The following is a 22,020-nucleotide window of genomic DNA, read 5'->3' on the forward strand; positions in this document are numbered from 1 at the left end:
AGGTGGATAAAAGATGTGGGAAGATGACTTTAAGAAAATAGTTGACGAAAAAAAAATGTATAAGGAAGAGGTTAACGTAGGAGCTACAAAAGAAGAAATTAAAAAATTCACCGTAGAAGTTAAAAAAAGCTTGGATAAGGAAATACCAAAAGAATATCTGAATATCATTGAACGAGTAAATGGAATTGAGTTCAATGGATTTATACTATATGGTATTGATGAATTTCTATTAGAAAATGAGCCAAAGCAACATATTTATGGATTGATTGATCTAAATCAAATTTGGTATGAAAATGAGGAACAAAAGCAATATTTGTTTCTAGGTGAGAGTAATATTAGTTGGTATGTATATAAATATGATAACGAAAGTTTTATAGAGCTAGATAATCCATCTGGAAGAGAAATTAATAAATTTTCTAATTTTGAAGATATGTTTGAAAAGTTATTACTAGATGCTTTGATGTAGAAAGGGACAGCATAATTAATAGATGACTAAATGCAAAAAATTTAAATATTAGTAAGCATGTGTAAGCACTAAAATTGGAAAAAATCAACTGTATGCATAATTGTAATAATGCAGTGAAAAGATGAAATGAACTAGCTAAAACTGAGTAGGCTAGTTCATTAATTTTTTTAGTAGGTAATATATGCTGTAAATACATCATTATGAGGTTCATAATCGGAAAGCCATAAGCGCAGCACTAGGAAGTCATAGTATGAGGATGCAGATGGTATACCATGGTCAAAACCACATATATCAAAAAGCAAAGGATCTGAGGCTACTCTTTCAGCCCAATTTGTGATAGAATAGACCTGTTGATCAAGCATCAATATGAGAGATCATATTTATACCTTGCTGATTTTTGGCGGGGCGGCCTAAATCAGAATATAAGGGCTTGATTACGGGAAGCAGGTTATCAAGGTTGAGAAGGATAGAATTTTGAAATACTTTTATCTAGAGCAGCCACCCTGCTTCTTTGCATTTCATTAATGAAGTATCAATTTAAGGCAAAGCTGTTCTTGATATTTTAAATGTAGATTCCAATCTCGTAACATAGTGTACCTCCTCAAGAAAGTAATATTTTTAAATTATAATACAATTTTACTGGAGAAGGGTAAAGGTGAATTTCTTGGAAAAAATCATAATAATTTAGTCTGAATATTAGGGGTGAAGCAGAAATGTGGAACCTTGTAATATATAAAAATCAAGCTCTTTCAGTTTTCGAGAGCGTTCCTTGTAACCCATGGGGGTACTGCTACAATTAAATCAGCACATAATTTTAGTGGAGACTTATTCTCATTGATTAAAGGTGAAGGGAATAAGAGGGCGGGTAAAGCTGAGAATATTCCTAATCGACCTTCATTGGAGGCAATCAGATTTTCCTGATTATGATCCACAGAAATCATTCATTGATGGTGAGGAGGTTCCTTATGGGACAAAAGGAAGTTCTAGACCAGACTTTTATACAGATGAGTCAAGTATAGAAGTTAAAAATTATAAAATTACTACTTCAGAAGGAAGAAGTAGACTGATTAATAACATTTCAAATCAAGTAAATAAAAGAATTACTGATTTGCCAGATGGAACGTCTCAAACTATAATAATTGATACTAGAGGCCAAGATGTTTCTAATGAAATTTTGAGAAATATTAGGGATAGTATTATTGAAAAATCAAATACCAATGTAACTATACAATTTAAGAGGTGATAAAATGGCTATTGGATTTAGAGTAGATTTTTTATGGTATCAAGTAGGCACACCAGATTTTCTACATGCATTCTTTTCTACTATTTGTTATAATTTGGAATCAAAAAAATGGGGAGATAAATATCCTTATTTAATGAACGAATTATATCAAGGGAAATTAAGTTGGAAGAATGCAGATAAGGTAATAGAAGAATTAAAAGAAGTTAAAAGTAAATTCAAGGATTTTAGCCCATCACAAGTAATTTGGGATATTGGAGATATCTTAAAGCAACCTCCGTGGGGTGATAAAATAAGTCCTGAGATTACAGATCTATCTAATTATTTTGTAACAAGTGATGGCAGAGATTTAATTGAGAGTATGCTAATGTCTAAAAACGAAGGGAGTAAAGAAACATGACAAAGGAATTAGTACAAAAATTCAAAACATATTTGGAGGAAAAAGGAAAGAGTTCAAATACGGTAGAAAGCTATGTGGGAGATACTTTAGCATTTGTAACATTTCTTGAAGGTAAAGTAAGTGAGTTTTGCGATATCAAGATAAAGAATAAGGAAGAAACGGCTATATCGTATCTAAAGGAAGGAAACTTTAGTGTTCAAGGGAATCGGGATACATACCCTGAATTTGGAACATTATTTGGCATACAGGCTTTTGGGATTTCAAGCGTGTATTAGAAAGTTAATTGTTGCACCGGGGATTGATCCCAAAGAAAAAGCGATCGTTGTTACCAGCCCGTTATAAATATTATGTTGCTACTTATAAAAATAATTATTATTTAAAGTATTGAACTATTTCTTTTTCTAAATCTTTCTGCTACAATTTTTAATAACATATCAGTTTTGAAATGAGATGAGGATTATAATTCATAAGGATTTTAATAAGTTTAGAATTTTTGCGTTTATATACTGGGGTATGATAATTAGTGTCAGCGGAATGTATACAATGTACATATCACAGATTGGTTTTTGTAAGGAAGAAATTGGAATGACAGTAACACTTTATAGTGTATCAATGCTTGTAGGCCATAGTTTTTTAGGATATCTTGTAGATAAATTAAGATGTATAAAAAAAATTATGTTGTCATCAATCAGCATTGGGTTAATCATAGCCGCAGGGCTGCCCTTGGCGGGATTAAATTGGCAAGTATGCCTTTTAATAGCTATGTGGGGCTTTTTTATAGGAGGTGCATCAACCCTCTTCGATACCTGGTGTATTAGTACATTAAAAGCACATGGAGAGCAAAATAATTTTGGAAAGATCAGAGGCTTTGGTTCTGTAGGTTATGGCCTTTCGGGAGCACTCCTCGGGTTGCTTCTTTCGAAGTTTGGATGGAACATATACTATTTGTATATTGCTGCGGTTGTTATGTTTACTTTGATAATTATATACATAAATGATGATAGGCATATAGAAAATATGGGAGGCAAAAGTCCTAATGTTTCTATAAAGGAAGCACTAACTCAGATCCTTAAAATTAAACCTTTTATTATAATGTTAATCATAGTATTTACGTATAATTTTATATACATGGGAATATACAACTATCTGGGTGTTCTCGTTAAAGATTATGGTGGTGGAGCATTAAGCCTTGGTTTAACATACTTTTTTGATGCTACTCCTGAGATAGTTACTTATTTCCTTACTGCTAGTTTGCTTAAAAAATATAAGAATAAGAGTCTTATTTTTGTAGCTTTTCTTCTTCAGGCAATAAGGCTTGTAGTAATTTATATATTTAGTAATGCACTTGCAGTGATGCTTATGGGCATATTATCAGGTTTTGCCTTTGGTATTATGGATGCCTCTTATAAAACATATGTATATGATCTTGCACCAGAAAAATATAAGACAAGCTGCTTAAGCTTATTTGATTGCATAGTTGGATTTTCGGGCATTATATGTGCACCTATATTTGGATTCTTATTTGTAAGGCTTGGTACAAATGCTATTATAGTTTTTGCACTTATTATAGATATAATTATGGCTTCTGTATTGTTAATAAATATGCTATATCCTGTAATGTCAAGAAAAGGTTTTTCAAAATGCAAAACAACCATTAAAAGTGAAAATACGAATAATGTGCGTTGACAATTAAATAATGTGATGTTTGAAAATCTAAACAAGAACACATGAAAATAATTATAGGTTCAATGAAAGTTAAGCTTTATGGAGAAGATATTTTTAAAAGATATAATAAGATGATATTTTTATAGTAATTTTTTATCACTCAAATTAATCAGCTTTACCTGACTACAGCATGAATAAATTCCTTGGAAATAATGCTTTTCAAATTTATCCCATTCAGAACAATGTACCAGTTACACACTGTGTTGAAATTTATACTGCTTTCTATCTTGTCAATCTACTAAGTCAATAAGGACAAAATAAAGGGTGTTTTAGAGTAAAAGAAGTTATTAATATAAAAATATAAAGTCAAAAAAATCCTTGTAGTATTAATTGATATCAGTATACTTAATATTAACGGCGCCGTAAATAAAATATAAAATAAGGAGATTTATTTATGGAACAGTTTAAATTAAGAGCAGTTGGGAAGATTTGTGTAGATGGCCAAGACATGAGAGTAGTTTTAAATAAAGAGTACATTCCTGCCCTTATAAATTTGGAGGGATTTAGCTATGTAAATGTACTATGGTGGTTTGATAAGTGTGATAATTTTAAATCCAGGACAAAACTTATTGAGAAGAATCCCTATAAAAATGCTCCTGAAATATTAGGAACTTTTGCAACACGCTCCCCAGAGAGACCCAATCCTATTGGTCTCAGCTGCAGTTATGTTACTTACATTGATTATAACAAGGGCATTATTGGACTAGCCTATATAGATGCTATTAATGGAACCACTGTTTTAGATATTAAACCATATACTCCTAGTCTTGATAGAGTAGAGAAACCAGTAGTTCCAAAATGGTGTTCCAATTGGCCCCAAAGTATGGAGGAGTCTGGAGATTTTGACTGGAGTACAGTATTTAATTTTTAATCTACACCAAAACTAAAACTATTTAATATCTTTAGTTTCCTCAAAATGAAGATATGCAGTACGCCTAGATAAGTTTTTCTAAGGTTCAGATGGAGATAAGCATTTCTCTATGGTAAACTTCACCTGAATCTAAGAAAAACTTGAAAAGTATAACTGCAATTTGTAATCTGAACTAATATAGAAAAGTCTCTAACATAAAAATACCATCTGTTGTATCTAGTAAAATCAATCCTGCGGCAAAGAGAATTGGGAGGCATATAAAGAAACAACAGGGATGGATTAAGATGTCGTCCTAGCTGAGATAGCCAATAGTGCTGTTCCAGAGGCAGTATTAAATCCTAATCCAAACAAAAAACTAAGGGGATATAGGGGATATATATGTCAGCTTCTATTGATAAAATCATCTATATGTGACAATACCACTACAATAGTACAATCATTCTTGGAAGCGTTTTTAGATTAAAGCTCATATTTTAAATACTACTTTTATAATTTATTAATTATACTGGCACTATAAGCTGCACCGAAGCCATTATCTATATTTACCACAGTAACACCGCTTGCACAGCTATTTAGCATTGTTAAAAGAGCTGATACTCCTCCAAAATTTGCTCCATATCCAACACTTGTTGGTACTGCAATCAAAGGTTTATCTATGAGACCTCCAACAACACTAGCAAGTGCTCCTTCCATTCCAGCTACAACTATGACTACCTTTGCGCCCCTAATAACGTCCAAACTTTCAAATAATCTGTGAATACCAGCTACTCCAACGTCGGTAATTTTTACTACCTTATTTCCAAATATCATAGCTGTTTCTGCAGCCTCTTCTACTACAGGCAAATCAGAAGTTCCAGCCGAAACTATAGCTATATAGCTATTTGTGAGGTTGTTATTTCTTTTTTTGATAGTTATTGTTCTGCCAAGTGAATTATATTTTGCTTCTTTACAGATTTCTTTTACTGCTTTGTACATTTCGTCACTGGCTCTAGTAGCTAATATGTCATTATCTTTTGTAAGCATGAATTTTATAATATCTTTTACCTGTTCTACTGTCTTTCTTTCACAATATATCACTTCAGGATAACCCATCCTTATTTCTCTATGATTATCAATTTTTGAAAATCCTAAGTCTTTAAATGGTAATTCTATAATTTTTTCAACAGCTTCATCAATTTCCATTTTATTACTGCGTATCATTTTAAGCATTTCTATTAGATCATTCTTATTCATTCCATTCCTCCTAAAGTAAATCTCATGATTTTACTTCTTTCAATTGCTGCCTTCTTCTTTAAATTTTTTGTTCATTATTTTTTAGAAAGAAAGTTTTGCTTCAAATGTATCAGCTATATCCTTTAAACACTTCGTAATCTCAATATGCTGTGGACAACTTTTTTCACACTGTTTGCATCCAATACAGTCTGATGCTTTTCCATGTGTTTTTATATAATTATCATAATATAATCTTTGCGTGGAAAAACCTGAGCTCAGAGATTGTTTTTCTGTATTGTATAATGCAAAATACTTCGGAATAGCTATATTTTTGGGACAGCCCTCTACACAGTACTGACAGGCCGTACAGGGAATTGCAATGGCTTCATTAATAATTCCAATTGCTTTTTTGATGACATCATATTCTTCCTGTACAAATGGTTTAAACTCCTGCATGTAGCTTGTATTATCCAGTAACTGCTCCATATTAGACATTCCACTTAATACCATCATAATTCCCTCATGGCTTGCCACGAAACGGATAGCCCATGATGGTATAGACATGTTAGGATGATATTCTTTAAATAATTGCTCTGCTTTTTCAGGTACCTTTGCAAGGGAACCACCTTTGACAGGCTCCATGACAATAATAGGTTTGTTATGTTTTCTTGCTACTTCATAGCATTTACCTGACTGAATGCTTTCATTGTCCCAATCCATATAATTAATCTGCAGCTGAACGAAATCTACCTCAGGATGTGTTGTCAATATTTTCTCTAGTAAATCCGCATTATCATGGAAAGAAAAACCAATATGTCTAACTTTGCCTTGTTTTTTCTTTTCCTGAATAAATTCAAAACTATTTAATTTTTCAGCTGTTTTATAATTTGTTACACCTAGGTTATGAAGAAGATAGTAATCAAAATACTCTACACCACATTTCTCTAACTGCTCATTAAAAATTTTTTCCTGATCTTCTTTTGTTCTTAAAAGCATAGTTGGAAGTTTTGTAGTAAGGGTAAATTTATCTCTGCTGTGCCTTTTAACCAAAGCTTCTTTTATAGCTACCTCACTCTTGAAACCATGATACATATATGCTGTATCAAAATAAGTAAAGCCTCTTTCTAAAAAGGTATCCACCATTTGATTCAGTGTATCCATATTAATACTTGATGGATCTTCCTGGTTCTTTAATGGCAAACGCATTAATCCAAATCCCAGTTTTTTCTTTTTCATATTTATATTTCCTCCTCTATTTTTATTTATTTCTGAAATGATTTTATGGATGCACGTCTTTGTCTTAGCATCTTTAAAATAATAATACACCTTAGAGTTAGCTCCAAGTCAAGAATTTTCTTTAAAAAAATTTCTAGAGATATGAGCCATTAAAATTTTTCAGAAAAACTACTTGACTTGGAGTACACTTAAAGTGATAGAGTATATATAGAACGAATAAATACAAGTAAAAAGTAAATGAGGTGCTTTTCTATGATGATTGCAGAAGTAAGTCAAAAATATGATATAACAGCTGATACACTGCGGTATTATGAGCGTGTAGGCTTGATTCCACCTGTGAATCGAAATGCCAGTGGAATTAGGAATTACACGGAAGAAGACTGTAATTGGGTTGGATTTATAAAATGTATGCGTAGTGCCGGACTTTCCATTGAAGTATTAGTTGAATATGTAACTATGTTTCAACGGGGAAATTCTACAATTAAGGCTAGAAAAGAGCTTTTGATAGAACAACGTAGGCAGCTTATTGAAAGAATTAATGAAATGAAACAAACGCTGGAGCGTCTGGATATGAAAATTGATGGATATGAAGAAAGAGTATTGGTAAAAGAAGAACAATTGAAAAGAATGGATGACTAATTTGTGTTCTTTAGCATATTTAATTTCAGAAAATAAAAAGGAAAGTTCAATTCGAATGCTCAGAGGGAGTGATAAACATGAAGATTTTATATTATGATTGTTTCTGTGGTATAAGTGGCGACATGAATTTAGCGGCATTGATAGATTTAGGGGTTTCAAAAGAATATTTAATGGAAGAACTTTCAAAAGTTAATTTGAATTCTGAATATGAAATGAAAATTGAAAGGTCTGTAAAACTTGGAATAACAGGAACTAGAGTAGATGTTAAGCTAAATGAAAGTAGTCATAGTGAAGAAGAACATGGTCATGACCACCAGCACCATCATAGAAAATTAAAAGATATAGAGAAAATAATAAATTCAAGTCACTTAAGTGATAAAGTAAAAAACATTAGTTTAGGCATGTTTATGAAGATTGCAGAGGCAGAGGCAAAGATTCACGGAAAAAGTTTATATGAAGTGCATTTTCATGAGGTAGGAGCTATCGACTCAATTGTAGATTTGGTGGGGGCAGCTATTTGTATAGATTATTTAAAGGTTGATAGAATTATTGCATCACCGGTTCAAGTTGGCGGTGGCTTTGTTAAATGTTCTCATGGTATTATGCCAGTACCGGCCCCTGCAACAACAGAAATACTAAAAAACATTCCAATTAGTACAGGAATAGTGCAGTTTGAAACGACTACCCCTACTGGCGCTGCAATACTTGCAGTTAATGTTGAAGAATTCACCTCAAAAATTGATTTTTCAATTAAAAAGACAGGTTATGGAATAGGCCATAGAGATTTAGAAATTCCAAATGTTTTAAGGGTATATTTAGGTAAACAGGAGCGTTCTGAAAAAGTAGAAGAACAGTATATACTTGAAACTAATATAGATGATATGAATCCAGAACTTTATGAATATGTACAAGAAAGACTTTTTGAAGTAGGAGCATTAGATGTATTTAAAACACCTATATATATGAAAAAAGGAAGACCAGGTATAAAATTAAGTGTGTTAACTGATGAAAAAGGTGAAAAGGATATTTTAGATGTTATTTTTCAAGAAACAACTTCAATAGGTGTGAGAAAACATAAAGTTGAAAAAATAATGTTAAATAGAGATTTTTCAAAAGTAAAAACAGAGTATGGAGATATTACAGTAAAAAAATCTTATTATGAAGGAAAGTTAGTGAAATATAAACCAGAATATGAGGAATGCAAGGCTATAGCAAAAGAAAAAAATATATCTATAGATAAGGTATATAAAGCAGTATATAGACAAGATTTAAATTGATGTTATAGATTAGGAATGTAATAATTAATATTAATTTTCCTTTGGATTCAGAACTGTAATTTAAGTATTTTTTATCTGAATCATTGGGTTTTTTACAGTGTAAATATTTATTTAACTTGTACAAAATAATATTGTAACAATTAGAGAATATAATCATAGCAAAAGTATATAATATCCCCAGGTGTTATAGATATGTAGGACTGTGTCTATGGTTGCAGGGCACAATAAATTTAAATGCAACTATCAGAAATTTATGTATCAAACTCGCACCCTTAAAATAATATTTTTAAAAATAAGTCTTCGTCATTTAGAGGGTTTATTTTTATATTAACACATATTTAAAATGTCAATATTATTTAACCTATACGTAATAATATCATAACAATTGATAAATATAATAATTATATACAATACCCAATAATAATGAAATACAACACTACATTCATGTAAGTATAATTCCTTGTAGTATAAGTATACTTATCAATCTAAAAACTTAAAACCACAAAAAGTACCAAGATAATATCTGGTACTTATTTTTTTATTTATTGTAATATGGAGATTTCAACATAATTTCATAGCAATCTTTCTCATTTTATGATATAATAAAAATAATAAGGTGATGGAGTTCACCATAACCGCAGAAATGCTGATGACTCCTACAAATAACATTCTGTTATTTGTAGGAGTCATTTTGTTTAAAGAGGTTCTGAAAGAATACCTATGTAGGACAAGGAGAAAAGAAATGAGAAAGTATATATTTATTAGTATTGGGGGTATTTTAGGCGCTATATTAAGGTATGTTATCAGAAATATTCCTATTGTTCATTATCATGAGAATATTCCCTTAAATACTTTGATTATCAATATCACAGGAAGCTTCATTTTGGCTTTGATTTTAACAGTGGCTTATGAAGTTTTAGAACTTGATTCTGATATCCGGCTCGGGATTGCCACAGGCTTTATAGGAGCGTATACCACCTTTTCTACATTATGCAAGGAAACTGTGACATTGTTTTCTAAAGGGGATTATTTCTCGGCAATTTCCTATGTAACTGTTTCAACCATGTTAGGAATTGCCTTTGTGTATTTGGGCGTCGTGCTTGCCAGAGAAGTTGTAGTAAAATTAATTAATAAGGAAGATAAAAAGTTAAAAGAAGAATCAATTAATGAAAGCGGGTCGGATTGAATATGAATTTTGTTTTTGTGGGGATAGGCGGTGCATTTGGAAGTTTAGCCAGGTATCAATTAGGAAAAGTTATTTCACAGAAATCTGCGACTACGTTCCCTGTAGGTACTTTTATAATCAATATAACAGGTGTTATTCTCTTAGGCATGGTCAGCAGTTTGGATATCAGTAAGAATATGTACTTGCTATTGGGAGATGGCTTCCTGGGTGCATATACTACATTTTCAACATTTATGTATGAGGGCTTCAATTTGTTTCAGGAGAACGAGAAGCTAAATGCATTTATTTATATTTTGGGTTCTTTGATTTTGGGTATCATTGGCTACATATTAGGTTTTTGGTTAGGCAATCTTATTAAAATAATATAAGAAAAAGGAAAGGTGGATAAACATATGGATATCAAGGGGAAATGTAAGATTTTAAAAATCTATATTGGTGAGGATTCCATGTATAAAAAACATAATCTTTATCATGCAATTGTCTTTAAGCTCAAAGAATTAGGAATAGCTGGAGTGACTGTTACACGAGGGATAGAAGGTTATGGTAAGGGAAAAAGATTAAGAACAATGAGGATTCTGGACCTTAGCTCAAGCCTGCCAATTATCGTGGAAGCCATCGATGTACAAGAGCGCATCGAAAAGGCTATACCGGCTATGGAAGAAATGGTGAATGAGGGGCTAATTATGGTTACAGATGTAGATGTTATAAAATACGGCAGAGAACAGACAAATTAGCAACTGTAATCGAAAATATTGCTATAGGTCAATTAGCATCTATCATATGACATTAGCTAGTAAACAAAAATTTGATTTAAGTTGTAGAGTGTGCTATAGTTAACGAGAATTTAAATCCTTTAATAAATAATAGGTTAAAACAGTATAGAGCGGAAAGTATTAGAATCAGCAATATTAAATTGGAATGCTTTCTTAATCTATACAAAATATAAAAAATAAGTAATACTATAGAAGTTATTTAACTGACTATAAACTTATTATACGGGGAGTGTATAAACATAGAAAATATAGGTATAAACAATTTCATTTCTATTGTTGTGGGAATGTTTCTAATTTTATTATGTTGTATAATTTCTTATCTTTTCCAAAAGCATCTATTTAGTAAATATAAGAATAAAGTAAAAAATATAGTAGATAAAGATGACAAACCTATATCCTAATTTAACCTCTTTTCTTTAAAATTAGTGCCATGAAAAAGAGAAACATTTCTAGTACAGTTTCAATAAATATAGCCACAAAAGGATATGAGTAAAAATCAAAGGTTGCTAAATCTAATATGTTTTTAAATGAGGTCGTACTGATAACAAAAGAAAGTAATACAGCTGGGAATACAAGAGGCTTATATGTACTTAATCCTATAATTTGAGATATTCCTAAACTAAAGGCCCATATCATATTTGATGAAGCTATAATTGCTGCTCCAATAGAAATCATGAGCCAGATAGCTTCCACCCGTTCAAAAAATTCACCAATGTGAATAAACCTCGTAAGCTCAAGACTAGCATTAAGCATATTTTTTGCTTGGGGATAACTAAATATTCCTATTGTACTAATAATAAATATAATAATAATGAATGCACCCATGCTTACAGCAGTAAATTTTCCAATAAATCCATTCTCAGGATGATTACAAAGGGGAATATACATACCCATTATAAAACATATTCCTATAAAAGATAAAATAAGGGGAGCACCTGTCAAAGTTGGATATAAACCAACCTCAAACTGGGGTTTAAGTCTATCTATTTTTATATCCGGGATAACAAATAAAAAAAGTACAATGGAACTAAATAGATATACCGGTCCTAAAATTTCACATACTCTTCCTAGTACTTCTATACCTTTTAGAACAGCATAACCAATCACAATATAGGAAGTAGTAAGAAATATCAATTCTGAAGTTTTAGGAAAAAATACTACACTGAGAATCATACTTAGACCCCTTTGTAATATAGCAGAAACTAATAAAAAGAAAATAGGAAATAATATTCCTACAATTCTACCTAACTTTTTTCCAAGAATAGTCATACTATATTGCACCATGTTCTGTCCTGGAAAACGTATGCCCATATAAGCATAGACTACAGCTAAGAGAACATCCAAAAACCAGGCCAAAATTACAGCTAACCAGGCATCCCTCCTTGCTTGAAAAATTAATAATCTTAATACTTGCAAGCCGGTAAAAGAGGTAATAATACAAAAAAGCAGCCATATATATTGATTTGTACTAATAACTTCTTTTTCATGCATATTTTATTCCTCTCCAGACATTTATAATTTATTAAAAAGAATTTTTCCTAAAGGTTTAAATAATTGTTCTATAAAGTTTATTGGAGTTATTATATTTAAAGCTTTACTAATTCCAAGAAGCAGGGATGTTAATAATATAAATGCTATGGATAATAATTCTTTCCACATTTTTTTTTTAATAGTGGAATTCCTTCCAGTACACATATTAGTAATACGGCAATGATTATAGTTGCTATCATTCGGCTTTTCCCTCCTAATCATTTGATACAACAGAATCTTTAATTATACCTATATTGGTTATCTTAATTTTAAAAGTAATTTCATACTTTATATTTGGAAATATTTTATCCCAATTATTTTTCATGATAATCCACTTTTGGGGATAATTATTATATGTTTTTGTTGAAAAACCAACAAAATCTGCATTGAAATGTTTTTGTGATTTATCTATTAATTCACTTAATTGGTTTTTTAATACTATTTCAATATTATGTTCTATTTCCTCTATTATTTTAGGACTCACATCAATGTTTTGTATTTCTCTAATAAAGGCATCTCCTGTGCATTGAATTTCTATATTAACCCTATCTTCAGTCATATGAGGAATTATTCTATTAGATTTTTTTAAAACTTCTACAGTTATATTTTCATTATTTTTTACTGATTTAGTGAGAGATATAACCATATGGCTTTTTGAATAATCAATTAACCACAATAAATTTTTAGATTCTTCATTTGTTAATATTCCAATTAAACGACCATTTTTAAAAACAGCTGTTTTTTCAATTATAATTTTTCCGTTAATATCATCTTTTGACTTTTCAAGTTCAATTACAGGGGCAAAGCTTGTTTTTGATTCCTTTTTTGATTCTATAATAAAGTCGTTTAGAGTGACAGGTAAAATAGAGGGATACTTTTTGAAGCGGTTCATCATATTGGTTATACCCCTTGAAGCAATATCTTCCCCAGGTGTCCTACTCTCTAAAATTTCTCGGGCTGTTTTATTTGTAGCAACTATCCAATTAGTACTACGAATTTGACGATTTCTGTTTAAGTAATCCAGTATCTCAGAAACTCCTGATTCGCATAAATTTCTTGAAAAAATGATTATTTTAGCATGTGAAAAATCCAGAGTTGAAGAATTATTCTTTGAGAAGTTTTGGATTGCATCAAAAATAGAAGTTCCGGTGCTTACTTTTACAATAGATTTATTTTCTTTGCTAGAGGTATTATTGTCACCTTTACCAGATTTAGGATTAATAATTTCTAATGTTAAAAGAAATGGTTTATCGCCGGGGATTTTATCAATACCCATACCCATTACAACGGAAACTTCATTTAGTTCAATTTTATCGCTGCTGCAGCCATAAAGGAGAATAGAAAACGTAAAGATGAAAATATTGAACAATATTAATTTATACTTTACAGTATATTTCATGTCTATTGCCTCTTCTCATCTTTTTTATTTTCATCAGGTGGATCAGGTTTTAAATAAGGTCTTTGCCGCTGTGAGTCACTGGCATAATGGGGTCTATGATTCATATGCCACCATGGAAACCTTATTATGACATCTTTAAATTCTTTTAGGTTTAGAGGTGAAATAGGGGAAAGATAATTTACACCAAAGGATCTTAAGGATGACAGATGAATTAAAATTAGAATAACACCAAGCATAATCCCATATAAACCTAAAAATCCTCCTAGAAAAATCATACAAAAACGTAAAATACGAATAGCATAACCCATATCATAAGACGGTATGCTAAAAGAAGCTATTGCTGTAATAGCTATAATAATAACTGTAATAGGTGAGACAATACCAGCTCTAACAGCTGCCTCGCCAATAACAATTGCACCAACCATACCTACAGTTTGATTAGATGGTGCGGGAAGACGAATTCCTGCTTCTCTAAATGCTTCAAAGGTGATTTCCATCATTAGTGCTTCAACAAGAATAGGAAAAGGAACTCCACGTGCAGCTCCAAGAATACCAATAAGTAGTGGAGTAGGAATCATTTCTTTATGATACAAAATGACTGCCACAAAGCATCCAGGCAGTAAAAGTGAAATTCCAAAAAAAATCAGTCGTATTAATCGAATAAATAAAGCAGTTGGATATCTTTCATAATAATCTTCACTAGCCTGCAAAAATTGAATCATGGTGGCAGGAAGTATCAAAGCACAAGGTGTATCATCTATTAAAATGGCTACTCTACCTTCTAAAATGCCAGCTGCTACCCTATCTGGCCTTTCACTATGTTGAATTTGTGGAAATACTGTATAAGGAGTATCCTCTATTAATTCTTCTATATATCCACTTTCTAAAATGGAGTCTACGTCTATTTTTTCAATTCTTTTTCTTACTTCTTTAACAATGCTGTCGTCCACTATTCCCTGCAGATAAGTAATATTTATTTTTGTTTGTGTCTGTCTACCTACTATGAATTCTTCAATTTTTAATTGATAGGATTTAATCCTTCTTCTAAGCTGAGATATGTTTATGGAAATATTTTCTGTAAATCCTTCGTTTGATCCTCTAAGTACCTTTTCAACGTTTGTTTCTGATACATTTTTTTCTTTCCAACCTGGTGTTGTCATCTTTAAAGCTTTAATATCTCCATCTAATAAAAATACAGTATTTCCATTTAATAAAGCATATACCACTTCTCCAATAGTTGATATTTCACTTGTGTTAGCGATCTTAAGAAAATGTTTCTTGGTTATTTCTATAACATGGGTTAATGCTAAATCCTCTGAGGATATTTCTTTAATATCCATAATTGATGTAAGTATATTTTCATTAATTAATTTAACATTTGCCAGGCCGTTTATGAAAATAAGCGCAGAGGAACGTTGAATTGCGTCTATAATAAATTCATGATAAACTATATCAATGCAATTGGAAAATAAGCTGCGTAAAATATTTAAGTTGTCTGCAATAGATTTGCTTAGAGGTAAAGATTCTTCATCATTAGGTAATTTTTGTGTGTAAATACAGGTTGAAGTTGAAATATTGCCAGAGTTAAAAAATTTCTTCACAATTAAAATCACTCCAATAAAAATTATAATGTATAATTATTCTTTGCATTATGGAAGAAAATATGCAACTTGATATCATATAGGATGCACTTCTCAAATCTTGTAAGGGGTGCCGCCCCATATTGATAAAAATTTTGTTTGGTAGGTGATATAATAAATTTATAATTTATTATGCAGCAGACATAGAATTGTCTGCTATTATTTTTTAATTGATGCAATATATATTTGACATAAAATATATTATATATTACAATATGTAATGTGAGGAGGTTATGATGAAAAATAAAAGAATGAAAATTGCTCGTATGGAACATGACATGAAACAAGAAGATTTAGCAAAAGCTGTCGGAGTTACACGTCAAACTATTGGAATGATTGAATCAGGCAATTATAATCCATCATTGAAATTATGTATTTCAATATGTAAAGTACTTGATAAAACACTAAATGAATTATTTTGGGAGGATAATAATTAATGGGAAGAAAGTTAATGGAGGACGAGAGAATAATAGCTCAAAAGCGCAAGATTCAAAGTGATACTTGCAGTATAGTACTTATTGTACTGCTTATGTCTACAGTTGTTCAGCAATATATTTTTAATGCACCTTTTTCACAATATGCTGTAGAATTCGTATGTTTTCTAGGAGCTTCTATATATATTGTAATCAGAAATATTATCTCAGGAAATGATTTATATGGTACGGAAAATAATGATAGAAAATTAGTTGTAGTGAATAGTCTTGTAAGTGGTATTATAATATGTGTTATTGCAGGAACTTCAAGTTATATAAGATATAGTGAAAAATTCACAAATGGCTTATTGCTTATAACTTTGATAATTACATTTATTTGTGGAACTTTTGCAGCATTTCTAGGATTTTCAGTTATGTACTTTCTAAATAAAAGAAAACAGAAAAAAATATCTGAAGAATTGGACAAAGAAGATGATAATATTTGATTTCTATTTGTAATGTTCTTATTAGACGAACTAATTCAAAAGGCAGTTATGCCTTTGTTCTTTTACTCGATAAAAGTAGTATAATAATTGATTAGGAACCTAAATATTTGTGTTGACATTTAATAAAAGGGTTGGTATACTAAAATTAAGTTAGGTACCTAAGTTGATTTCAACATATTTAGGAGGAAAAAATTATGTCGAAAATAAATTTAAATGATTTGTATCGTACTTTACATCGCTTGAACAGGCAGATGCATCGTGTATCCCATAAAGAAGGTCATAGAAAGGGTAGACTTTATCATGGGCAGGCGAATTTGTTATTGCTGATTTCACAAAATGATGGTGCCAGTCAGAGAGAATTGGGAGAACAGATGGATATACGTCCATCTTCCATGACTGAAATGTTGACGAAGTTAGAACAAAATGGTCTGATTGTGAAGAAACGGGACGACAAAGACCAGAGGGTAATGCACATTCATTTAACTGAAGAAGGTAAAAAAGCATCTGAGAAAATTACTGAAAGTAAAGATACACTTGCAGAATCGTTGTTTACAGGTTTAACAGAGGATGAACAAGAACAATTACTTATTCTTACTCAAAAATTGTGTGCAAGTTTAGAAATGATTGAGAATTCTCATGGAGAAGAAATATACCATAGCCATGGGCTCGGTCATCATGGTGGGCATTGTCATGATTTCTGGAAAGAAAATGGTATGCATCATAGGCATGGATATCATCATAGATATTATTCTGAGTATGAGTAAACCAATAGTTTAAAATTATAAATATAGGATTGAATATTATGGAAGATTTTGAGATGTTGCTTAAAGAAAAAGGATATAGATTGACTGAGCAGCGTCAAATTATATTGAATGTGATGCTGGAAAGTATGGGGGAACACCTAAGCATAAAGGAGATATGGGAGATAGCTAGGAAAAAAGACAGTACATTAGGAATCTCTACTGTTTATCGAACTTTAAAAATTATGGCTGAGATAGGGATTGTTACAGACTTTGATAAAAAAGATGAGCTTAACAAATATGAACTTAATACAGATGAAAAAAACTTTATACATCCTCATCTAATCTGTATGCGTTGTGGAAAGATTATTGGGATTCAAGAAAACTTGCTTATAGGCAACCCGAAAGTAAAAATTTACAATAAGTATAACTTTAAAATAGAAGATATTCGAATTAAATGTTATGGATTCTGTGAGAAATGTGACGAAGAATCGATTAAAAATGTGAAATGATACAATAAAATCATAAAAATGAATTTTAAATGTGTATATTCCATATTTAAATTTAGCTATATATAGAATGTCAAGTGATTCTTAGGTTCAGGTGGAGTTTGCTTATGAGAACTGCTTTTCTCCAGCTGAACTTTAGAAGAACTTATCCAGGCGCGTAGCAGTGCTTATCCCCCACCTTTGATAGAAGATGGGGGTGTTAGCAGTGGTAGCGATCGGATAAAATTGAATAAAAGCAGAGATACACTTTGAAGGATTTAGAGTGGTTTCTGCTTTTATTTCATTAAACTAAAAGTTATTATAGAATACTATTTTCTCTAATGACTCTCTTTTATAATGCAGTGGATTCGGTGAGGCACCTGCTGCAGGGTATCCTAAAGGGAGCAAGGCAACCGGCACAATATGATCTGGCAAAGAAAATTCTTTTTTGATAATATCGGGGTCAAAATGTCCTACCCAGGTAGTACCAAGTCCAAGTTCTGAAGCTTGTAGTATTAAATGTGTAGTTACGATACTGGCGTCTATATCTCCACTATCTTTACTATCGAAACTACGTTTCCAGCTTTCTGAATTGTCATAGCAGATGAGTAATACTACCGGTGCGTTAAAATGATAGGGCGTGCATTTTCTTATTTTCTCCAAGGCTTCTTTATTTTCCATCACAAGAATACGCTGTGGTTGATTATTACAAGCAGTAGGAGCAAGCAGGCTAGCCTTCAGCACAAGGTCAAGTTTTTCTTTTTCCACTGGTTTTTCACTAAATTTGCGAAGGGAATATCTGCTTTTTGCAAGGTCAATAAATTTCATACATCTCATCCTTTCATAACATATTTTTAATAATGTGGAGTGAGCTTTAATAAATCATAAGGGTCAATATTAATAGTTTGCTTAAATACTTGTCAGTTTAACGCCTATATCAAAGGCTTTTTTAAAGTCAATAGAATTGCTCTGCTCTTATGTAAAATTTTACTTTTATTAATAAAAGTATTATACTAATTAAGAAATAAATAATCAAGTACGCATATTTTTGTGCCTTGAATTTGAGGAATATTTAAATTTGTGAACAAACGCTACCTGAACCAAAGAATCACTTGATAGAAAAAAGCTGACCCAAGGTCAGCTCAAAACAATTCGAAAGGGTAATGATATTTATAGTATGTCCAAAATTTTCAAATTATATACATAATTATTTAGGTATAATATAAATGATGTAGGAGGAAATGTTATGAATTATTTAAATAAACCATTAGATACAGGTAAATTATTACTAAAAAATAGATTGATTATGCCCCCTATGGCAACAGCAAAATCGGGGATAGACGGAAGGATAAGCAAAGACATTTTAGATTATTATGATGAAAAATCAAGAGGGGGATATATTTCTCTTATTATCATTGAACACAGTTTTGTATCACAGCAGGGGAAAGCTAGTAACAATCAGCTGTCTATTGCACAGGAAAGTATGGTGGAGGATCTAAAAAAACTAGCAGAAATTATTCATAAAAATGGATGTAAAACGATAATGCAGATAAATCATGCTGGAAGTGCAGCAAATGTTGAGGTCACAGGTATGGAAATTGTGGGGCCTTCAGCTGTTCCTAATCCCTTTGGAACAGGAATGACTCCAAAAGAACTTCAAAAAAATGAGATTAAAACAATTGTAAATGAATTTAAAGAGGCAGCACTAAGGGTAAAAAATGCGGGTTTTGATGGTGTAGAGATTCACTCTGCCCATGGCTATCTTTTAAATCAGTTTTTATCTCCTATTACCAATAAAAGACAAGATGAATATGGAGGAGATATAACAGGAAGAATTAAGATTCATAGGGATATTGTAAAGAATGTACGTGAAGCTGTAGGTGAATCTTTCCCAATATTTATGAGACTGGGTGCATCTGATTATATGGATGGAGGTTTAACTATAGAAGACAGCAAGATAGCCGCACAGCAGCTTGAAAAAGCTGGGGTGAATGTTTTGGATATTTCAGGAGGACTTTGCAGATATACTATTCCCGGAGTAAATGAGGAAGGTTATTTTACACCTCTTTCAAAGGCAATTAAAGAAGTTGTGTCAATACCTGTAATTGTAACAGGTGGAGTTATCCATGCAAAAACAGCAGATGAGATTTTAAGTAGGGGAGAAGCTGATTTAATAGGAGTGGGAAGAGCTATATACAAGGATTCAGATTGGGCTAAGAATGCTATGAAATAATTGAAATACAGTATTTAAGGAATTATATTAAAATAGACAGTTTTGAAAGATTTAAACTGTCTATTGATTTTGTTATTAAATTGTAGGCTATAATGAAAGTCATCAATTTAGGTTATTTGATTTTCTCTGCACTTATTTCTTGACCTGACTCATACAGGGAGATTCCTGTAACCTGATTTTTGTCATTTATATTAAAATTTATTTGAACATCAGATACTCTCAGAAAAAATTTATTTTGTGATTGGGCAAAGAGTTCATATTTTTGTCCACTATTGTTTTGCTCACAATATAGGTGTCCATTCTCATGTGTTATGGATATGCTTCCAAGATTGCCCTCAATTTTATAATTCCCTATATATTTGTCAAGGAGGGCATCATCAACTTTTATTATGGATTTTTTCTTGGGCATCTCATAGTTTTTTCCAAGGGATATATCTGCCAGAGTATCATTAAGAGAATTTATATTGTAATATCCCACATTAGTGAGAATAATTATAGTTAAATCTTTATCTGGATATCTTGCTATATTGCTTGTGAAGCCAAGTGTATTTCCGCCGTGATATATTTTTTTCCCGTAATTTTCTTTTGATAACATCCAACCATAGCCATAGTATATTCCAGATGATGTTATCTGTATGTGATTTGAAAAAATATCTTTTAAAGTTGATTGTTTTACTAATTTATCTGTATAAAGGGCTCTGTCCCATTTATACAAATCTCCTGTGGTGGAACATAAGTCACCTGCACCATAGGCACCGTTAATTGTCACCATATCGCTTATGGGGAAAACATCCAGATAACCACTATATCCTGTGGAGGTATACATTTTTTTCATTCCATTATAACCTAGTCCCGTATTTTTCATGTTAAGAGGATGAAATATATTTTTTTGCAGATAATCTATATAATTTGTTCCGCTTACTTTTTCAACTATATACCCAAGTAGTATATACCCTGAATTGCTGTAGCTAAATTTACTTCCAGGTTGAAATTCCAGAGGCTTATTTTTAAATAAATTTATTACATTATTTATATCATTAAAGGAATCAATACTCATAGACCAGAACTCAGGTAAATTTGTACAGTTTACAATTCCTGAACTGTGGGTCAGAAGCTCTTGTATTGTTATAATATTCCCATTTGGAAAATCTGGTATGTATTTGGATATAACATCATCTACATTTATAGAGCCTCTTTCAACCAGCTGCATTATTGCCATGGCTGTAAATTGTTTGGTCATGGAACCTATGGGAAATGTGGTGTCTTCAGTGTTTTTAATATTTTGTTCAAAGTCAGATTTCCCATATCCCTTATTAAGAATTATACTGCCATTCCGTGCCACAAGTACACTGCCGTGAAAGTTATCTGTAGTTTCCAGTGCATTTAAATAGTTATCCAATTTTTGTGAAATGGTTAAATAATTTTTTAGATTTAACACATCTTTAAAAGAGTATTCTATATTTTTTGAAGAAGTATATATTTCAATGGATTTTGTACTGTTGTCCCAATTTATTGTCTTACCAAGTACTTCACTGAAAAATTCAAGAGGTACAAAAACAATATTCGTTTTAATAACAGGTGCTGTGGCCAAAGTGATATTTTTCCCATTTACAGATATTTTTTTGTTATTGTTTTCAATTTTTATCTTATAATTGGAGATATTCAGTAGAGCACTGTCATTTTTTACTTCAAGTTTTGCATCCGTATCTAGTTTCTGACATAATACGTTAAGTGAAAGCATAACTACTGAATTTAAATTTTGATAGGGTTGTACATATTTTGATGGAATATTGGTGCCATCTACGTTTATGGTAAATTCATTTGAAATGGATGCTGTCTCAGCATGTGCTGTTATCTCTATTATACTACCACTTGAAAATGCTAAAAAGATTGAGAGAAAAATACACATCAATGATTTCTTAAACATTAAATTATCATCTCCTCTGTTAAAAATTAATGGAATAATATAATTATATCATAAAAATAGATAATTTTTATAAATAAGGAAAATTATTACTTTATTTTTGGTGTATTAATTTCATCTCA

25 protein-coding genes and 1 riboswitch are annotated in these 22,020 nt (G+C 31.3%); of the genes, 16 read left to right on the top strand and 9 right to left on the bottom strand.

Annotation, left to right across the window (positions count from 1 at the left end):
* Positions 1-13 precede the first annotated feature (13 nt).
* On the top strand, positions 14-466 hold the full coding sequence (locus tag BS101_RS02035) for a YrhA family protein (protein WP_073537301.1): 453 nt from the start codon (positions 14-16) through the stop codon (positions 464-466).
* A gap of 167 nt (positions 467-633) precedes the next feature.
* Here BS101_RS02035 and BS101_RS23170 read toward each other — a convergent pair whose 3' ends face one another.
* Positions 634-828 (bottom strand): hypothetical protein, encoded by a 195-nt coding sequence (locus tag BS101_RS23170; protein WP_198039545.1) that lies wholly within the window; start codon positions 826-828, stop codon positions 634-636.
* A gap of 482 nt (positions 829-1,310) precedes the next feature.
* On the opposite strand from BS101_RS23170, the gene BS101_RS02040 reads away from it, so the two are divergent.
* From BS101_RS02040 to BS101_RS02060, 5 genes are all read left to right on the top strand, one after another.
* Positions 1,311-1,709, top strand: coding sequence for a hypothetical protein (locus BS101_RS02040; protein WP_073537302.1), 399 nt, complete (start codon positions 1,311-1,313; stop codon positions 1,707-1,709).
* A gap of 4 nt (positions 1,710-1,713) precedes the next feature.
* Positions 1,714-2,106, top strand: a complete 393-nt coding sequence (locus BS101_RS02045; protein ID WP_073537303.1) for an immunity 70 family protein — start codon at positions 1,714-1,716, stop codon at positions 2,104-2,106.
* Positions 2,103-2,381 (top strand): hypothetical protein, encoded by a 279-nt coding sequence (locus BS101_RS02050; protein ID WP_073537304.1) that lies wholly within the window; start codon positions 2,103-2,105, stop codon positions 2,379-2,381. Before BS101_RS02045 ends, BS101_RS02050 begins: the two co-directional genes overlap by 4 nt.
* A 175-nt stretch (positions 2,382-2,556) precedes the next feature.
* Positions 2,557-3,792 (top strand): MFS transporter, encoded by a 1,236-nt coding sequence (locus BS101_RS02055; protein ID WP_073537305.1) that lies wholly within the window; start codon positions 2,557-2,559, stop codon positions 3,790-3,792.
* 433 nt (positions 3,793-4,225) lie between these two features.
* Positions 4,226-4,702 (top strand): SAM-dependent methyltransferase, encoded by a 477-nt coding sequence (locus BS101_RS02060; protein WP_073537306.1) that lies wholly within the window; start codon positions 4,226-4,228, stop codon positions 4,700-4,702.
* Between the two features lie 486 nt (positions 4,703-5,188).
* On the opposite strand, the gene larB is transcribed toward BS101_RS02060, so the two are convergent.
* A complete protein-coding gene (gene larB, locus BS101_RS02065; RefSeq protein WP_073537307.1) occupies positions 5,189-5,935 on the bottom strand; it encodes a nickel pincer cofactor biosynthesis protein LarB in 747 nt (248 codons plus the stop codon).
* An 81-nt stretch (positions 5,936-6,016) separates the two neighbouring features.
* Complete coding sequence (locus BS101_RS02070; protein WP_073537308.1) at positions 6,017-7,150, bottom strand: aldo/keto reductase; 1,134 nt, start codon at positions 7,148-7,150, stop codon at positions 6,017-6,019.
* Positions 7,151-7,402: 252 nt separating this feature from the next.
* Between BS101_RS02070 and BS101_RS02075 the strand changes: the two genes are divergently transcribed.
* From BS101_RS02075 to BS101_RS02095, 5 genes are all read left to right on the top strand, one after another.
* Complete coding sequence (locus BS101_RS02075; RefSeq protein ID WP_073537309.1) at positions 7,403-7,789, top strand: MerR family transcriptional regulator; 387 nt, start codon at positions 7,403-7,405, stop codon at positions 7,787-7,789.
* A gap of 77 nt (positions 7,790-7,866) precedes the next feature.
* Entirely contained in the window at positions 7,867-9,066 is a 1,200-nt protein-coding gene (gene larC / locus BS101_RS02080; protein WP_073537310.1) for a nickel pincer cofactor biosynthesis protein LarC, read from the top strand.
* A 606-nt stretch (positions 9,067-9,672) separates the two neighbouring features.
* Positions 9,673-9,732: riboswitch (Fluoride riboswitch) on the top strand.
* Positions 9,733-9,808: 76 nt separating this feature from the next.
* Complete coding sequence (gene crcB / locus BS101_RS02085) at positions 9,809-10,252, top strand: fluoride efflux transporter CrcB (RefSeq protein ID WP_073537311.1); 444 nt, start codon at positions 9,809-9,811, stop codon at positions 10,250-10,252.
* Between the two features lie 2 nt (positions 10,253-10,254).
* Positions 10,255-10,620: a fluoride efflux transporter CrcB gene (gene crcB, locus BS101_RS02090; RefSeq protein WP_073537312.1), complete on the top strand. Its 366-nt coding sequence runs from the start codon at positions 10,255-10,257 to the stop codon at positions 10,618-10,620.
* Positions 10,621-10,644: 24 nt separating this feature from the next.
* Positions 10,645-10,986 (top strand): DUF190 domain-containing protein, encoded by a 342-nt coding sequence (locus tag BS101_RS02095; protein WP_073537313.1) that lies wholly within the window; start codon positions 10,645-10,647, stop codon positions 10,984-10,986.
* 441 nt (positions 10,987-11,427) lie between these two features.
* Here BS101_RS02095 and BS101_RS02100 read toward each other — a convergent pair whose 3' ends face one another.
* The 4 genes from BS101_RS02100 to BS101_RS02110 form a co-directional block, all read right to left on the bottom strand.
* Positions 11,428-12,516, bottom strand: a complete 1,089-nt coding sequence (locus tag BS101_RS02100; protein ID WP_073537314.1) for a GerAB/ArcD/ProY family transporter — start codon at positions 12,514-12,516, stop codon at positions 11,428-11,430.
* A 21-nt stretch (positions 12,517-12,537) separates the two neighbouring features.
* Positions 12,538-12,684 (bottom strand): hypothetical protein, encoded by a 147-nt coding sequence (locus BS101_RS22230; RefSeq protein WP_242951368.1) that lies wholly within the window; start codon positions 12,682-12,684, stop codon positions 12,538-12,540.
* A gap of 85 nt (positions 12,685-12,769) precedes the next feature.
* Entirely contained in the window at positions 12,770-13,954 is a 1,185-nt protein-coding gene (locus BS101_RS02105; protein ID WP_073537315.1) for a Ger(x)C family spore germination protein, read from the bottom strand.
* Between the two features lie 2 nt (positions 13,955-13,956).
* On the bottom strand, positions 13,957-15,555 hold the full coding sequence (locus BS101_RS02110; protein WP_073537316.1) for a spore germination protein: 1,599 nt from the start codon (positions 15,553-15,555) through the stop codon (positions 13,957-13,959).
* A 275-nt stretch (positions 15,556-15,830) separates the two neighbouring features.
* On the opposite strand from BS101_RS02110, the gene BS101_RS02115 reads away from it, so the two are divergent.
* From BS101_RS02115 to BS101_RS02130, 4 genes are all read left to right on the top strand, one after another.
* A complete protein-coding gene (locus BS101_RS02115; RefSeq protein WP_073537317.1) occupies positions 15,831-16,031 on the top strand; it encodes a helix-turn-helix transcriptional regulator in 201 nt (66 codons plus the stop codon).
* Positions 16,031-16,513: a DUF6773 family protein gene (locus BS101_RS02120; protein WP_073537318.1), complete on the top strand. Its 483-nt coding sequence runs from the start codon at positions 16,031-16,033 to the stop codon at positions 16,511-16,513. Before BS101_RS02115 ends, BS101_RS02120 begins: the two co-directional genes overlap by 1 nt.
* Positions 16,514-16,752: 239 nt before the next feature.
* Positions 16,753-17,277 (top strand): MarR family winged helix-turn-helix transcriptional regulator, encoded by a 525-nt coding sequence (locus BS101_RS02125; protein ID WP_242951369.1) that lies wholly within the window; start codon positions 16,753-16,755, stop codon positions 17,275-17,277.
* Positions 17,278-17,315: 38 nt separating this feature from the next.
* A complete protein-coding gene (locus BS101_RS02130; RefSeq protein ID WP_073537320.1) occupies positions 17,316-17,765 on the top strand; it encodes a Fur family transcriptional regulator in 450 nt (149 codons plus the stop codon).
* Positions 17,766-18,050: 285 nt separating this feature from the next.
* Here the strand turns inward: BS101_RS02130 and BS101_RS02135 are convergent, their stop codons facing one another.
* A complete protein-coding gene (locus BS101_RS02135; protein WP_073537321.1) occupies positions 18,051-18,569 on the bottom strand; it encodes a nitroreductase family protein in 519 nt (172 codons plus the stop codon).
* Positions 18,570-18,987: 418 nt separating this feature from the next.
* Here BS101_RS02135 and BS101_RS02140 point away from each other — a divergent pair, with 418 nt between their 5' ends.
* On the top strand, positions 18,988-19,974 hold the full coding sequence (locus BS101_RS02140) for an NADH:flavin oxidoreductase (RefSeq protein ID WP_073537322.1): 987 nt from the start codon (positions 18,988-18,990) through the stop codon (positions 19,972-19,974).
* Between the two features lie 112 nt (positions 19,975-20,086).
* On the opposite strand, the gene BS101_RS02145 is transcribed toward BS101_RS02140, so the two are convergent.
* Positions 20,087-21,901: a serine hydrolase gene (locus BS101_RS02145; RefSeq protein WP_073537323.1), complete on the bottom strand. Its 1,815-nt coding sequence runs from the start codon at positions 21,899-21,901 to the stop codon at positions 20,087-20,089.
* Positions 21,902-22,020: the final 119 nt, after the last annotated feature.

Source organism: Clostridium kluyveri, assembly GCF_001902295.1.
Taxonomy (GTDB): Bacteria; Bacillota; Clostridia; order Clostridiales; family Clostridiaceae; genus Clostridium_B; species Clostridium_B kluyveri_B.